Source organism: Acinetobacter sp. SW-226, from assembly GCF_055632855.1.
Window position 1 is genome coordinate 1,630,048 of record NZ_CM145752.1, and the last position, 13,336, is coordinate 1,643,383.

Consider the following 13,336-nt stretch of genomic DNA (forward strand, 5'->3'; position numbering starts at 1 on the left):
AGAATTTATCGCAAATGAATACACAACGTGAACAATTGATACAAACTTGGATTTCATCTGTACTTGGTTCAGATCAATTTGAAATTAACTTTTTAGCAGGCGATGCAAGCTTCCGTCGTTATGCAAGAATCAAATTGAATAATAAAACATTTATGCTCATGGATGCACCACCAGAAAAAGAAGATTGTGTGCCTTTTGTGACGATTGATGAATTTTTCGATGCTAATGGTGTTCGGGTACCGCATATTGTTGCGAAAGATTTAAATCAAGGCTTCTTGTTGCTTGAAGATTTTGGTGATGTTTTGCTGTCCACACAGTTGGATGATAATACGGTCGATGCTCATTATGAGCAGAGCTTTAAGCAGTTGATTCAATTGCAATCCATTGATGGTAAAGGGCATTTTCCTGCATATTCTTATGAAAAATTAATGACGGAAATGAGTCTGTTGACTGACTGGTTACTGCCTAGTTTACAGATTAAACCCTCCGATGCTGAATCTGCGTTGATTAAACGTACCTTTGCGATTTTAGCCAATGCTGCTTTAGCACAGCCACAAGTGATTGTGCACCGTGATTTCCACAGTCGAAATTTGATGCTTTTGGCCGATGAGCAAGAGCAAGGTGTGATTGACTTTCAGGATGCGGTGATTGGTGCGGATACTTACGATCTGATTTCAATTACACGCGATGCATATGTACAGTGGAATCCTGAGCGGGTTTATCAGTGGTTTAAAGTGTTTTATGGCTTGTTGCCTGCTACAGCAAAAGAAGGGCGTGACTTTGAGCAGTTTAAGCAAGATGCTGATTTAATGGCGATTCAAAGACATATTAAAATTTTGGGCATTTTTGTACGTTTATTTGAGCGTGATGGCAAATCAGGTTATCTCAAAGATTTACCACGGGTGATGTGGTATTTACTTGAAGAAAGTAAACCTTATGCAGAACTACAACCTTTTATGCAGTTTATGTGCGATAAAGTGATGCCGAAGTTTGAAGCAAAATATGGCAAATATGAGGTTGTTGCATGAAGGCGATGATTTTGGCAGCAGGGCTAGGCAACCGTATGCGCCCCCTCACACTGTATAAACCTAAACCCTTGCTCGAAGTCGGTGGCAAGCCCTTAATTGTTTGGCATATTGAGAAGCTCAAACAAATTGGGGTCACAGAAATTGTGATTAATTCAGCTTGGCTGGCGAATATATTGATTGGTGCTTTGGGTGATGGTTCACAGTTTGGGGTCGATATTCGCTGGACTCGTGAGGAAGAAGGTTTAGAAACGGCAGGTGGCATCATTAATGCTTTGCCACTTTTGGGTACACAACCTTTTATCTTAATCAATGGTGATGTCTGGACGACTTTTGACTTTGCATCATTACTCAATGTTGATTTGGGAGAGGATTTAGCCCATTTGGTTTTTGTTGCCAATCCAGTGCAGCATCCCAAAGGGGATTTTATTTTAAATCAAGGACGGGCTTATACCTTTGAACAAGAGCAGTCGGGTGAGGCGCTAACTTATAGTGGTGTTGCTGTGCTTCATCCACGTATGTTTGATGGACTAGACGCAGGTAAGAGACCATTGGCACCTTTGTTAAAAGAAGCGATGTCGGCCGGTAAAATTTCTGCTGAAAAAATGCAGGCAACATGGGTAGATGTTGGCACACCTGAGCGATTAAGTGATCTAGATCTACAGATTCGTCAAGGTAAGTACGTTTAAGTGCATAATCACTAAGCGTTAACTACTGTTCCACGGCTTAGAAATCGGTATACTTCAGTTTAATTTTATTGAGATGTCTTCTTTATGCATCCATTTTTTCAAGACTTAAAGCAAGGTAGTCAAAAGCTTGGCTTAGATTTGAGTGAAGAAGCATTAAATCTATTGCTGAAGTATCAAGATGCCCTTGTGCTGTGGAACAAAGCCTACAATTTAACAGCGATTCGTGATCCTAAAGAAATGCTGGTAAAGCATTTATTAGATAGTTTAAGTATTTTAAGAGATTTACCGCAGGGCCGTTTACTGGATATTGGGACAGGTGGTGGCATGCCAGGCATGATTATTGCTCTTTGCCAACCTGAGCGTCAATGTGTTCTGCTTGATTCAAATGGTAAAAAAATTCGTTTTTTAAAGCAGTTTATTGCAGACTTAAAATTGACCAATGTAATTGCAGTTCAAACGCGTGTTGAGAATGAAGAGAGCATTAACGAGCTTGGGCAGTTTGATGTTATTACCAGTCGCGCATTTGCATCTTTAACGGATTTCATCAGTGCATCTAAACCATATATGCATCAAGACAGCATTATTGCGTCGATGAAAGGTTTGATTCCACAGGATGAAGTCGAAGCATTTAAAGGTGAATTTAGCTGTGAAATTATTGCGTTAAAGGTTCCACGTTTGGACGAACAACGCCACTTACTTTTATTAAAACGTATCTAAAAAATTCAAAGGATTGGGCGGGTCATGGCACAAATTATTGCGATTGCGAACCAAAAAGGTGGTGTTGGTAAAACCACAACCGCAGTAAATTTGGCTGCATCTTTAGCAGTACTGAAAAAGCGGGTGTTATTGGTTGATATGGACTCGCAAGGTAATGCGACCATGGGTTCAGGCATTCAAAAAAATGACTTACTATATTCAGTGACCGATGTGTTGCTGGGCGAAGTGCCGATTGAAACTGCAATTACCAAAGCTGAGGTTGGCTATAAAGTTTTGGGTGCAAACCGTGATTTGGCTGGCGTAGAGTTGGCGATTGCTGAGCAAGAAGGTCGCGAGTTTATCCTTCGCGAGGCACTGAAAGAGGTCGAACAAGCATTTGACTACATCATTGTAGACTGTGCACCAAGTTTAAGTCTGATTACGGTCAATGCTTTGGCCGCAGTGGATGGTGTGATGATTCCAATGCAATGTGAATACTACGCTTTAGAAGGTTTGGCTGATTTAACACAAACGATTGATCGTATTCAACAAGCATTGAACCCAGAGTTAAAAATTATTGGTGTATTACGTACTATGTATGATGCACGTAATGCTCTGACACGGGATGTATCTGAAGAATTAGAACAATACTTCGGTAAGAAACTCTATGACACGGTCATTCCGCGTAATGTGCGATTGGCTGAGGCGCCAGCACATGGTTTACCTGTGATTTATTTTGAAAAAAGCTCAAAGGGCGCAGTGGCTTATTTACATTTGGCTGCTGAAATGATTAAGAAAAGCAAAGTGAAAAAAGGAAGTAACGCATGACCGTTAAGAAACGTGGACTAGCAAAAGGTCGTGGTTTAGATGCCTTACTTGGCTCAATCCAAAAAGAGAAATTACAACTTGAAGCACAAGCGCTTGATCATGGTCAACTCAAGCAGATTGATGTTCATTTATTACAACGCGGTGCATATCAACCACGTCGTTTTATCAATGAGCAAGACTTACAAGAGCTAGCGGCATCTATTGAAAAACATGGGGTGATGCAACCGATTGTGATTCGTCCAATTGACAATGAACAACATCCTTATGAAATTATTGCGGGTGAACGTCGTTGGCGTGCGGCGCAACTTGCAGGCTTAACAGAAGTTCCTGCTATTGTGAGGGACTTGAGCGATCAAGTTGCCATTGCACTGGCTTTAATCGAAAACATTCAGCGCCAAGATTTAAACCCTGTCGATCAGGCGATGGCATTACAACGTTTTCATGATGAATTTGGCTTGAGCCATCAGGAAATCGCTGACACGGTTGGTAAGGCGCGTACCACAGTAAGTAATTTACTTCGTTTATTGAGTCTTGCTGAACCTGTGAAAGATTTTATGCAACAGGGTTTACTCGATATGGGGCATGCGCGTGCCATTTTAACATTGAAGGCAAAAGATCAGCTCAAAGTTGCAGAGTTAGTAATTGAGAAGAGTTTGTCTGTACGTCAGACTGAACAATATGTTCGTGATTTTAATGCACCTAAGCAAGAAAAAGAAAAAACGGAAATTGCGCCTGATATTCAACAGTTGACGCAACGTTTGACGGATCGTTTTAGCGCAAATGTCAAAATTGATCATAATAAACAAGGCAAAGGTAAGCTCACGATTCATTATCATTCACTCGATGAGTTGGATGGTATTTTGAATATTTGTTTGGCTGAATAATTTTATTTTCAATTTATAAATACTTGGGGAAGTGTTATGTGGGAATTGGTAAAAGCAGGGGGGTGGCTCATGCTTCCCCTTGTACTCTGTTCAATCTTTACTGTTGCGATTAGCTTGGAGCGTTTTATTCGCCTGAAAAAATCGACGATTCTACCTAAAGATTTACTTTTGACTCCATCACAAAGCATACAAAGCATTTTGCCTAAACTTAAACAGTCTGATTTACAGACGACAACATTAGGGCGAATTTTGGAAGTGGGTTACCAAAGTAAAACTCAAGGTGAACAGTTTGCACGTGCACAGATGGAAGCAACAGCGTCTCAGGAAATTGGCTATCTTGAAAAAAATATTAATTTTCTAGGTACACTCAGTGCTGTTGCTCCGTTGTTAGGCTTATTAGGAACAATACTTGGTATTATCGAGTCGTTCTTAATGATTGATATTGGTAACAGCAGTAATCCAACTTTGATGATTCCAGGGATTTCAAAAGCTTTGATTACGACAGCGGCAGGGATGTTCATTGCGATTCCAGCACTGTTTGCTTACCGCTATTTTCAGCGTTTAGTACAAGAATATATTGCTGAACTAGAACAGCAATCGACCTTGTTTCATGCTGCTTTATTTTATAAGCAATCAGAAACGTTGCTTGAAAATCATGATGATGTTGTGGTTAAACAAGCGAGCTAAGGTGAACGATGAAATTCAAGCGCACACAAGTTGAAGATATTCATATCAACCTCACACCAATGATTGATTGCTTATTGTTTATTTTGGTGTTTTTATTGCTGACCACAACATTTAATCAATTTAGCCGTATGAATTTAACCTTGCCCGATGCGCAGGGAGTTCCGCCCAAGACATTTGATCATAAAATTGAAGTTGTTGTTGATTCCACAGGACACTATTCAATCAATGGTCAGTCGATTGCATCGAAAGATACATCAGAATTAAATACCGCAATTAAACAGATTTCTAATGACCGTCGTGATCTAATGTTTGTGATTGCTGCTGATGCTAAAGCAACTCATCAAGATGTTATTCGTGTAATGGATGTGGCCGGTCAGCTTGGATTTGTAAATGTCAATATTAGTACGAAAGTGCCTTCCCGAGGTTATTAGTGAAACACGATTTTAAAGTTTATCTACGTCTACTGAGCTATTTAAAACCGTATTGGGGCGTAGCGATTCTTGTATTTATTGGTTTTGCTATAAATGCAGCGACAGAGGTTTCTGTCGCTAAATTGCTTGAAAAAATTATTGAGGCAATTCAGCATCGTGATCAAAGTTTCACTTCGCTATTTCCATTATTGGTTGTACTGGTGATGTTTTTTCGTGGGCTAGGTTTGTTTATGGGTGGCTATTTTACAGCCGTGATCTCAAGAAACTTGGTTTTTAACATTCGCCAAGTCGTCTTTGCTAAATTATTACGCTTGCCCTCACAGTATTATCTCGATAATAACAGTGGTCATATCACTGCAAAAATCATGTTTAATGTTGAGCAGTTAACGGCTGCATCTTCAGAGTCCTTAAAAACCATTGTTCAACAAGGCCTGATTACCATTGCTTTACTTGGCTATCTCATTTATAGCAATTGGCGTTTGACTTTATGTATTTTGATTTTTGCCCCGCTGATAGGTCTGCTTATTCGTAAAGCTGCGAAGCGTATGCGTAAGTTATCTATTCAAGTACAAAATACCATGGGTGATGTGAACCATGTTGTACAAGAAACAGTCAATGGTCACTTGGTGGTCAAAGGTTTTGGTGGTCAGACTTATGAGCAACAGCGTTTTAAAGATACGTCTATGGAAAATTTGCGACGTGGCTTAAAAATGGTGGTTGTACAACAATTAAATAGTCCGATTATACAGCTTATTATGTCCATTTCGCTAAGTGTAGTGATGTGGATTGCGTTGCGTCCAGAAATCATGCAAGACACCAGTGCGGGCCAATTTGTGGCTTACATTACAGCAGCAGGTATGTTGAGCAAACCGATTAAAGCACTGACAGATGTGAATGAGAAGATTCAGCGTGGTATGGCTGCGGCGCATTCTGTTTTTGAAATTTTAGACTTACCAGAAGAGAGAAATACGGGCACTTTAACGCCTGCGCTAAGAGGTAATATTGACTTTAAAGATGTTAATCTGGTGTATACCGATGGTCATCATGCTCTACATGATTTTAACCTCAGTGTAAAAGAGGGTGAAACTGTTGCGCTGGTGGGGCGCTCAGGTGCTGGTAAAACGTCTTTGGTAAATTTGTTGGTTCGCTTCCAAGATACGACATCAGGCCAGATTCTATTTGATGGTATAGATATATACGACATTGAAATCAATAGTCTGCGTAATCAAGTTGCAATGGTTAATCAACAAGTGGTTTTATTTAACCGTACTGTGCGTGACAACATTGCCTATGGTCAGCTTGAAAATGCCTCTGATGAAGAGGTTGTTGCGGCAGCAAAAGCTGCGTATGCACATGATTTTATTATGGCATTACCGCAAGGTTATAACACTAAGTTGGGTGCACAAGGTCTTAATCTATCAGGTGGACAACGTCAACGTATTGCGATTGCTCGTGCAATTTTGAAAAACGCGCCTGTATTAATTCTAGATGAGGCAACCAGTGCACTTGATAATGAGTCTGAGTATTTTATTCAACGTGCTTTTGATGCAGCCATGCGTGACCGTACAACGATTGTGATTGCCCATCGTTTATCGACGATTGAAAATGCAGACCGTATTGTGGTGATGGATAAAGGGCGTATAGTAGAACAAGGTAGCCATGCCGAGCTTATTGCAAAACAAGGTGCCTACTATCAGCTCCATCAGCGTAATTTTGAGGAAAACTAAACCATGTCAGGTGCGCAGTTTATTCAGGATGCTTGGAACTCACAGGCAAAGTGGTTAATTGTGCTTCGACCCTTGTCTTGGTTATATCGAGGTGGTTTTCTTCTGAACCGAAAACTGTATCGGTGTAATATTAAAAAAGCCTATACCGCTCCTGTTCCTGTGATGGTGATTGGCAATATCACCGTAGGCGGGAGTGGTAAAACACCGCTGTTGATTCATCTCGTCAGTTATTTGCAAAGTAAAAATATTCGAGTCGGAGTCATTAGTCGTGGTTATGGTGCAAAAGGGCCTTTTCCAGCACTGGTAGACTTAAACTCGGTGCCCGAATATGTCGGTGATGAGCCTACTTTGATTGTGCAGTCAACAGATGTACCTATGGCTGTGGGACCAAACCGACAAGAAAGCATAGAGCTCCTGTTATCGCATTCTCCTATTGATCTAATTATTAGTGATGATGGTCTGCAACACTGGGCATTGAACCGTCAAATTGAATGGATTGTGTTGGATAATAATCGTGGTTTAGGTAATGCGAAATTATTGCCTGAAGGTTATTTGCGCGAACCAAAGTCAAGGCTCAATGAAGGAACAGTAATTGAGCATGCCGATCATCCTACATATAGGATGCATATGCATTTAGAGGTCGCAGAGCCTTATTTGTTGAACAGCACTGAAGCCAAAGTATTTAATCGGCAAGATGACTTTTATGCTGTGGTGGGGATTGGATTTCCTCAGCGCTTTTATCGCACTTTAGAAGGGATGGGCGTGCAGCAGTTCCAGTGTCATGAATTTGCTGATCATCATGAATATGAATTAGAAGATTTGGTCTTTGATGATGCCAATCCGATCATTACTACTGAAAAAGATGCTGTTAAAATTTTAGCTTTGTTGAAACAAAACCCAAGTTATTCTCGTGATATTTGGGTTGTTCCTGTCGATGCTGTTTTGTCAGCCGCATGTTATGACACTTTGCATCAACAACTTGCCTCTGTTGGTATTAAAATTTCTTAAGGTTTTTTATGAAACACATTGTTATCCCTGCGCGCTTTGCGAGCACACGTTTGTCTGGTAAACCTTTGCTTAAAATTCATGGTCGCGAAATGATTTTACGAGTGGTTGATCAGGCTAAAAAGGTAGAGGGTTTTGATGATTTGTGCGTCGCAACAGATGATCAGCGAATTTATGATCTCTGTAAAGCTGAAGGGGTGGATGTGGTGTTAACTTCGACAGATCATCCATCTGGTACAGACCGCCTAAGTGAAGTGGCAAAAATTAAGGGCTGGGCCAGCGAAGATATCATTGTGAATGTTCAAGGTGATGAACCGCTATTGCCTGCAAGTTTAGTTAAGCAAGTTGCACAGCTTTTAGAGACTCAGGTTGATTGTTCAATGTCGACTTTGTGTGAGCCCATTCAGCATCTAGATGAGTTTAAACGTGACAGTATTGTTAAGGTTGTGATGTCGAAATATAAGCAAGCACTATATTTCAGTCGTGCCACTATTCCTTATGACCGTGATGCAGCAAAACAAGCAGAACCAAGCTTACATCATCAAGCCTATCGCCATTTGGGGCTGTATGCTTATCGTGTGAAATTGCTTCAAGAGTATGTGACATGGGACATGGGGTCACTTGAAAAACTTGAAAGCTTAGAGCAACTACGTGTTTTAGAAAACGGTCATCGTATTGCGATAGATGTTGCAGAAGCGAATCTACCACCGGGTGTCGATACTCAGGAAGATTTAGACCGACTCAATGCCATGGATGTGGCTCATTTTGCATAATTGGACTTAGGTTTTAGACATGAAACAAACCCTGCCTGAGCAGATTTATCCGTGGCATCAAAGTGTTTGGGAAACGTTGACGACACGATTTCCCAATATTGGTCATGGCTTATTGTTTTATGGCAGAAAAGGTTGTGGTAAAGAGACTTTTGCTGAGCAGTTTTTGGCTTGGGTGTTGTGTGCTAATCGACAAGCTAAGCAATTAGCCTGTGGTGAGTGTGGAAGTTGTCAGTGGTTAAAGGCGGATACACACCCTAACTATGTTCACATCACCACAGATGAAGACAATAAAAAGCAAAATGCCAAAATCAAAATTGAAAAAATCCGTGATCTTTTGCCTTTTGTACAACAAACCGTGGATGGTTGGCGTGTTGTTATGATTGAGCCGGCTGAAGCATTGAATATTGCATCAGCCAATGCGCTACTAAAAACGCTTGAAGAACCGGGTGATCGTGTTGTTATCATCTTATTGGCAGACCACTATTTAAAACTGCCTGCAACGATTCGTAGTCGTTTACAACACTTTGCTTTGGATCGGATTCAACCGCAACAAGCAGAGCAATTTTTAAATCAACATTTGCCCAATAGTGACTTAGCACAGCTACATTTGCTGATGAATTTATCTAACCACATGCCTTTGCAGGCTATTGTATTATCCGAGAGTGAATGGTTGGCTCAACGGGCTGAATTTTTAAAAGATTGGCAAAAGTTGGTGGTGGATAAAAATATGCCAATGGCAATTGCGACCAAGTGGAATAAAGTGCTCGCATTCAGTGATTTTATTCAAATGTTTGAGTACTTGTTGTCAGATTTGATTTGTGTCAAGCTAAATCAACAGTTGAAAAACACTGATTTGGATTTCAGTGTGCTAGCAGAACAGTATTCACTTGAAACGTTGTTTTCAATTTATGCTGAGCTGCAACAGTCAAAACAATATATTGAACAAAATGTACAAACTAATTTAGTGCTCGACCAATTGTGTATTCGGTTGATGGATGTTTAAAACAGGGGAATTTTATGCAACCACGTATGGGCGGAATTATTCAAGCCAATATTCCAGATAAAGCAACGTTATATGCTAGTTATATGCCTTTTGTTGTAGGTGGTGGTTTGTTTATTCCATCTAAGCAGCCTGTGAAATTGGGCGAGGAAGTCTTTGTTTTGGCAACATTGCCAGAACAGTCGCAAAAAATTCCACTGACGGGCAAAGTTATTTGGGTTTCTCAAAAACAAAATGGAATCAAACTTCAAGGATTTGGGATTCAGCTTTCTGGAGAGAAAGGGGTTTATTACAAATCTGAGGCGGAAAAATTGCTTGCAGGTCTTAAGTCTGAAGGTCGAACTAGTTACACTATGTGATTATGTAAGTGAAGTAGGAAACGCCTGTGTTTGTAGATACGCATTGCCATTTAACCATGTTGGATTTAACGCCTTATGATGGGAGTTTAGATTTAGCATTAGCGCAGGCACGTGAAGCTGGCGTTCATCGCTTTATGAGCATCTCGGTTGATATTGATGACCATATTGAATTGGCAAAAATAGCGGCTCGTCATAACGATGTAGGTTATAGCGTTGGTGTGCATCCTTGTGAAGATCCTGAAACTATGGCGCGTGCAAGTACAGATTATTTAATTGAACTTGCACAACCTGAAAAGGTATGGGCGATTGGTGAGACTGGGCTTGATTACTTTCATAGCACAGATTTTATTGCAGAACAAAAAGACTGTTTTGCACGACATATTCATGCTTCACAAGCCGTAAAAAAACCAGTTGTTGTGCACACCCGTTCGGCGAAACAAGATACTGTGGATATTATTCGTGCTGAAAAATCAACGCATGGTATTTTGCATTGTTTTACTGAAGATTGGGAAACAGCCAAGGCAGTTTTAGATTGTGGTTATTATGTGTCATTTTCAGGTATTGTCTCTTTCAAAAATGCGCAAGACCTGCGTGATGTTGCAAAACAAGTTCCTTTAGATCGCCTCTTGATTGAAACGGATAGCCCCTATTTAGCGCCTATGCCGTATAGAGGAAAGTCTAATGAACCAAAGTACGTTCCTTATGTAGCAAAAGCCTTGGCAGACGTATATGATAAGTCCTTGGAAGAGATGGCTTTCATCACAACGCAGAATTTTGAAAACCTTCTCAAGATGAAGTAAATAAAATTGAAACGATAAAAGCGTATAAGAGAGTGATAGGGTGAAGATGGATCGTCAGGCTCAGTTTCGAGCGAGAGAAGCGTTAATTTTTCAAGTGGCTGAACAGTTGCTTTTAGAAAATGGCGAAGCAGGAATGACCCTTGATGCATTGGCAGCAGAATTGGATCTGGCAAAAGGTACGCTTTATAAGCATTTTCAAAGTAAAGATGAACTGTATATGTTGCTTATTATTCGTAATGAGCGCATGTTGCTTGAAATGATTCAGGACACGGATAAGCAGTTCCCTGAACATTTAGCTTTCTTTATGCTTCATCATTTGCATCATCCTGAACGGACGGTGTTATTTCACCAAATCGAAGAGCGATTATCGACCACTGGTGTTGGGATCTATCATTTATTTACCGAGCTTTATCAGGTGCGTAAGCAACGTTTGCGTTTGATTATTCGTATGACGGAGCGGTATTTAGAGTCGATCGACAGCCAAATGACGGTACGCGATTATTTGGCTTCTATTTGGTCTTTAACGCATGGTGCGGCAGCCATTTTAAACTCTAGTTTTTATCAACGTTATTTGGGTTCGCGTGATACCTTGCGTGTTGCTTATATTGACCAAGCTTTGGCGATGCCTAAACAAATGGGTGCCGCGGGATATTTTGCTTAGCGGATTAGATCTATGAAACAGAAACCACCTTCAAGGATTCAAGGATTTACACTGGTTGAATTGATGGTGGTGATTGTGATTATGGCCATTATGGCATCATTGGTGATGTTGAATATCAATGGGGTTGATCAACGTAAAGCGGCGCAAGCCCGTGATTTTTTCATAATGGATGTGCAGAAAATTGCACGCGAAGCCAATGATCAGGCACGTGTGTTGGCATTAGAAATTCATCCTGCAACTGATGTCGCCGATTTTTCATATAATGTGATTGAATATAAAAATCCACAACTAACAGCTTTTACACCACAACAAAATAATACGATGCAAAATCAGCAAAAGTGGCAAGCATATACAGAGTTTCCTCAGCAAGTTTTAGCCAAGAATGTTTCTTTCGCAGTGCAATCTTTAGATTATGACGCTTCGAAAGCGGGAAATAATGATTTAATCCAAGAAAATGCCCCTAAATTGATTTGGCTGGGAAATGGGGAGGCTAAGCCTGTACGCATTCAATTTTATTATGCGAATGAACCAGTGGGGGCGGAAATTGAAATTGATCATTTAGGTAAGATTAATGCGAGCTAAAAGTTTACAACATCGCCTGCATTCTTGTGCTCGGATGAAACAGTATTTCATGACTCCTCGCCCCTCAAACATAGCTTTGGGTCTTTCTTGCGAGGCAGTACCCCTTAGATCGAATCTTGCGCGAATTAACCACTTCTCAGGATTTACATTGTTGGAGGTGATGGTTGCTCTGGCTATTTTTGCTACCGCAGCGGTCGCTTTAACCAAAGTAGGTATGCAATATACCCAGTCTACAGCACATGCAATTTTACGAACCAAAGCTCAATTTGTTGCTTTGAATGAAATTTCCATGATGGAAATCAATCGTGATTGGTTACAAGGTACAGCCTCTAAACAAATCACTCAGCAAGGAGAAACTTGGCAAATTGATAAATCGGCTCAGGCAACGATCAGTGCCAATGTCCAACGTGTCAATGTTCAAGTGAGCTTGGTGAATACTGAAACTGGAAAAGTGGATTCAGGTGTTACGAGCTTGGTCTTTTTTAACCATCGTGATGGAAGCCAGCCATGAAACAACGCTCAGGCTTCACTTTGGTTGAGTTATTGGTGGCGATTGCAATTTTTGCTGTATTGTCCGCTTTGGGCTGGAAAGTGTTTGATTATCTAATCAAGATCAAAGATCGAAATACGCAACATGAGCAACGTTTAGGGCAGTTACAAGAAGCTTATCAGCAATTGCTACGTGACTCGGTACAAATTGTTCCAATTACAGCCAATGTGGCTGATCAAATTCAGCCTGCTTTGGTACTGCAAGATGGGCAGCTTAGTTTTAGTAAAACGGGTGTGACAGATCCTTTAATGCAAGGTATACCACCTGAAGAACGGGTTGAATATGTTTACAAAGCAGATGAAAAAAAACTGTATCGTTATAAATATAAAAACTTAAATCAAATAGGTCATGACCAACCTGAAACCAGTGTCTTAATGGAGTCGGTCGATCAATTTCAAGTGATGGTGCTCAATCCAAATGAATTAGCACAGTGGCCTGAAGCAGCATTAAATGATCATGATCTAGCACAGGCCAAGCTGTTGCCTCGCGGTTTAAAAATAAACCTCACAGTCAATGATGAGCGTTATGAATGGGTATTTAGTTTGTTAAATACCGACTTTTTAAAACAAAAAGATTAAGTTGTAGGACATGAAACACGCGGGCTTTATACCAAACCATTTGTTTTTAAATATATTCGTT

At 40.5% G+C, this 13,336-nt stretch carries 17 protein-coding genes; all 17 read left to right on the forward strand.

The window, feature by feature from the left end:
* Positions 1-14 precede the first annotated feature (14 nt).
* The 17 genes from ACZ8ZH_RS07870 (at position 15) to gspJ (ending at position 13,275) form a co-directional block, all read left to right on the forward strand.
* Complete coding sequence (locus tag ACZ8ZH_RS07870; protein WP_119063418.1) at positions 15-1,028, forward strand: aminoglycoside phosphotransferase family protein; 1,014 nt, start codon at positions 15-17, stop codon at positions 1,026-1,028.
* On the forward strand, positions 1,025-1,714 hold the full coding sequence (murU, locus tag ACZ8ZH_RS07875) for an N-acetylmuramate alpha-1-phosphate uridylyltransferase MurU (protein WP_119063419.1): 690 nt from the start codon (positions 1,025-1,027) through the stop codon (positions 1,712-1,714). The genes ACZ8ZH_RS07870 and murU overlap by 4 nt, the downstream gene beginning before the upstream one ends.
* An 84-nt stretch (positions 1,715-1,798) precedes the next feature.
* Complete coding sequence (gene rsmG, locus ACZ8ZH_RS07880) at positions 1,799-2,431, forward strand: 16S rRNA (guanine(527)-N(7))-methyltransferase RsmG (RefSeq protein ID WP_119063420.1); 633 nt, start codon at positions 1,799-1,801, stop codon at positions 2,429-2,431.
* A 24-nt stretch (positions 2,432-2,455) separates the two neighbouring features.
* Positions 2,456-3,238: a ParA family protein gene (locus ACZ8ZH_RS07885; RefSeq protein WP_086210149.1), complete on the forward strand. Its 783-nt coding sequence runs from the start codon at positions 2,456-2,458 to the stop codon at positions 3,236-3,238.
* Entirely contained in the window at positions 3,235-4,122 is an 888-nt protein-coding gene (locus ACZ8ZH_RS07890) for a ParB/RepB/Spo0J family partition protein (RefSeq protein ID WP_086210148.1), read from the forward strand. The genes ACZ8ZH_RS07885 and ACZ8ZH_RS07890 overlap by 4 nt, the downstream gene beginning before the upstream one ends.
* A 36-nt stretch (positions 4,123-4,158) precedes the next feature.
* Positions 4,159-4,809 carry a MotA/TolQ/ExbB proton channel family protein gene (locus tag ACZ8ZH_RS07895; RefSeq protein ID WP_470247900.1) on the forward strand — a complete coding sequence of 217 codons (651 nt, stop codon included), beginning with the start codon at positions 4,159-4,161 and terminating at the stop codon, positions 4,807-4,809.
* Between the two features lie 8 nt (positions 4,810-4,817).
* Positions 4,818-5,240 (forward strand): ExbD/TolR family protein, encoded by a 423-nt coding sequence (locus ACZ8ZH_RS07900; protein WP_086210146.1) that lies wholly within the window; start codon positions 4,818-4,820, stop codon positions 5,238-5,240.
* Positions 5,240-6,967, forward strand: coding sequence for a lipid A export permease/ATP-binding protein MsbA (gene msbA / locus ACZ8ZH_RS07905; RefSeq protein ID WP_470247901.1), 1,728 nt, complete (start codon positions 5,240-5,242; stop codon positions 6,965-6,967). The genes ACZ8ZH_RS07900 and msbA overlap by 1 nt, the downstream gene beginning before the upstream one ends.
* A gap of 3 nt (positions 6,968-6,970) precedes the next feature.
* Positions 6,971-7,975 carry a tetraacyldisaccharide 4'-kinase gene (lpxK, locus tag ACZ8ZH_RS07910; RefSeq protein ID WP_110973931.1) on the forward strand — a complete coding sequence of 335 codons (1,005 nt, stop codon included), beginning with the start codon at positions 6,971-6,973 and terminating at the stop codon, positions 7,973-7,975.
* 8 nt (positions 7,976-7,983) lie between these two features.
* The gene (kdsB, locus tag ACZ8ZH_RS07915) at positions 7,984-8,745 is read left to right on the forward strand and encodes a 3-deoxy-manno-octulosonate cytidylyltransferase (RefSeq protein ID WP_110973932.1); all 762 of its coding nucleotides are present in this window, start codon (positions 7,984-7,986) and stop codon (positions 8,743-8,745) included.
* Positions 8,746-8,764: 19 nt separating this feature from the next.
* Positions 8,765-9,748 carry a DNA polymerase III subunit delta' C-terminal domain-containing protein gene (locus ACZ8ZH_RS07920; protein WP_110973933.1) on the forward strand — a complete coding sequence of 328 codons (984 nt, stop codon included), beginning with the start codon at positions 8,765-8,767 and terminating at the stop codon, positions 9,746-9,748.
* A gap of 14 nt (positions 9,749-9,762) precedes the next feature.
* The gene (locus tag ACZ8ZH_RS07925; protein WP_086210141.1) at positions 9,763-10,104 is read left to right on the forward strand and encodes a PilZ domain-containing protein; all 342 of its coding nucleotides are present in this window, start codon (positions 9,763-9,765) and stop codon (positions 10,102-10,104) included.
* A gap of 26 nt (positions 10,105-10,130) precedes the next feature.
* Positions 10,131-10,904: a TatD family hydrolase gene (locus tag ACZ8ZH_RS07930; RefSeq protein WP_110973935.1), complete on the forward strand. Its 774-nt coding sequence runs from the start codon at positions 10,131-10,133 to the stop codon at positions 10,902-10,904.
* A 46-nt stretch (positions 10,905-10,950) separates the two neighbouring features.
* Positions 10,951-11,565: a TetR/AcrR family transcriptional regulator gene (locus ACZ8ZH_RS07935; RefSeq protein WP_110973936.1), complete on the forward strand. Its 615-nt coding sequence runs from the start codon at positions 10,951-10,953 to the stop codon at positions 11,563-11,565.
* A 12-nt stretch (positions 11,566-11,577) separates the two neighbouring features.
* Entirely contained in the window at positions 11,578-12,147 is a 570-nt protein-coding gene (locus ACZ8ZH_RS07940; RefSeq protein WP_110973937.1) for a type II secretion system protein, read from the forward strand.
* Positions 12,148-12,196: 49 nt separating this feature from the next.
* Positions 12,197-12,658 carry a type II secretion system protein gene (locus ACZ8ZH_RS07945; protein ID WP_404814565.1) on the forward strand — a complete coding sequence of 154 codons (462 nt, stop codon included), beginning with the start codon at positions 12,197-12,199 and terminating at the stop codon, positions 12,656-12,658.
* Positions 12,655-13,275 carry a type II secretion system minor pseudopilin GspJ gene (gene gspJ, locus ACZ8ZH_RS07950; RefSeq protein ID WP_110973939.1) on the forward strand — a complete coding sequence of 207 codons (621 nt, stop codon included), beginning with the start codon at positions 12,655-12,657 and terminating at the stop codon, positions 13,273-13,275. The genes ACZ8ZH_RS07945 and gspJ overlap by 4 nt, the downstream gene beginning before the upstream one ends.
* The last annotated feature ends 61 nt before the right edge of the window (positions 13,276-13,336 follow it).

Coding starts and splice junctions, on each gene's coding strand:
- ACZ8ZH_RS07895 (WP_470247900.1), top strand. CDS start 4,159: ATGTGGGAATTGGTAAAAGCAGGGGGGTGGCTCATGCTTCCCCTTGTA.
- gspJ (WP_110973939.1), top strand. CDS start 12,655: ATGAAACAACGCTCAGGCTTCACTTTGGTTGAGTTATTGGTGGCGATT.
- lpxK (WP_110973931.1), top strand. CDS start 6,971: ATGTCAGGTGCGCAGTTTATTCAGGATGCTTGGAACTCACAGGCAAAG.
- ACZ8ZH_RS07900 (WP_086210146.1), top strand. CDS start 4,818: ATGAAATTCAAGCGCACACAAGTTGAAGATATTCATATCAACCTCACA.
- kdsB (WP_110973932.1), top strand. CDS start 7,984: ATGAAACACATTGTTATCCCTGCGCGCTTTGCGAGCACACGTTTGTCT.
- murU (WP_119063419.1), top strand. CDS start 1,025: ATGAAGGCGATGATTTTGGCAGCAGGGCTAGGCAACCGTATGCGCCCC.
- ACZ8ZH_RS07885 (WP_086210149.1), top strand. CDS start 2,456: ATGGCACAAATTATTGCGATTGCGAACCAAAAAGGTGGTGTTGGTAAA.
- ACZ8ZH_RS07925 (WP_086210141.1), top strand. CDS start 9,763: ATGCAACCACGTATGGGCGGAATTATTCAAGCCAATATTCCAGATAAA.
- rsmG (WP_119063420.1), top strand. CDS start 1,799: ATGCATCCATTTTTTCAAGACTTAAAGCAAGGTAGTCAAAAGCTTGGC.
- ACZ8ZH_RS07920 (WP_110973933.1), top strand. CDS start 8,765: ATGAAACAAACCCTGCCTGAGCAGATTTATCCGTGGCATCAAAGTGTT.
- ACZ8ZH_RS07935 (WP_110973936.1), top strand. CDS start 10,951: ATGGATCGTCAGGCTCAGTTTCGAGCGAGAGAAGCGTTAATTTTTCAA.
- ACZ8ZH_RS07945 (WP_404814565.1), top strand. CDS start 12,197: ATGACTCCTCGCCCCTCAAACATAGCTTTGGGTCTTTCTTGCGAGGCA.
- ACZ8ZH_RS07870 (WP_119063418.1), top strand. CDS start 15: ATGAATACACAACGTGAACAATTGATACAAACTTGGATTTCATCTGTA.
- ACZ8ZH_RS07890 (WP_086210148.1), top strand. CDS start 3,235: ATGACCGTTAAGAAACGTGGACTAGCAAAAGGTCGTGGTTTAGATGCC.
- ACZ8ZH_RS07940 (WP_110973937.1), top strand. CDS start 11,578: ATGAAACAGAAACCACCTTCAAGGATTCAAGGATTTACACTGGTTGAA.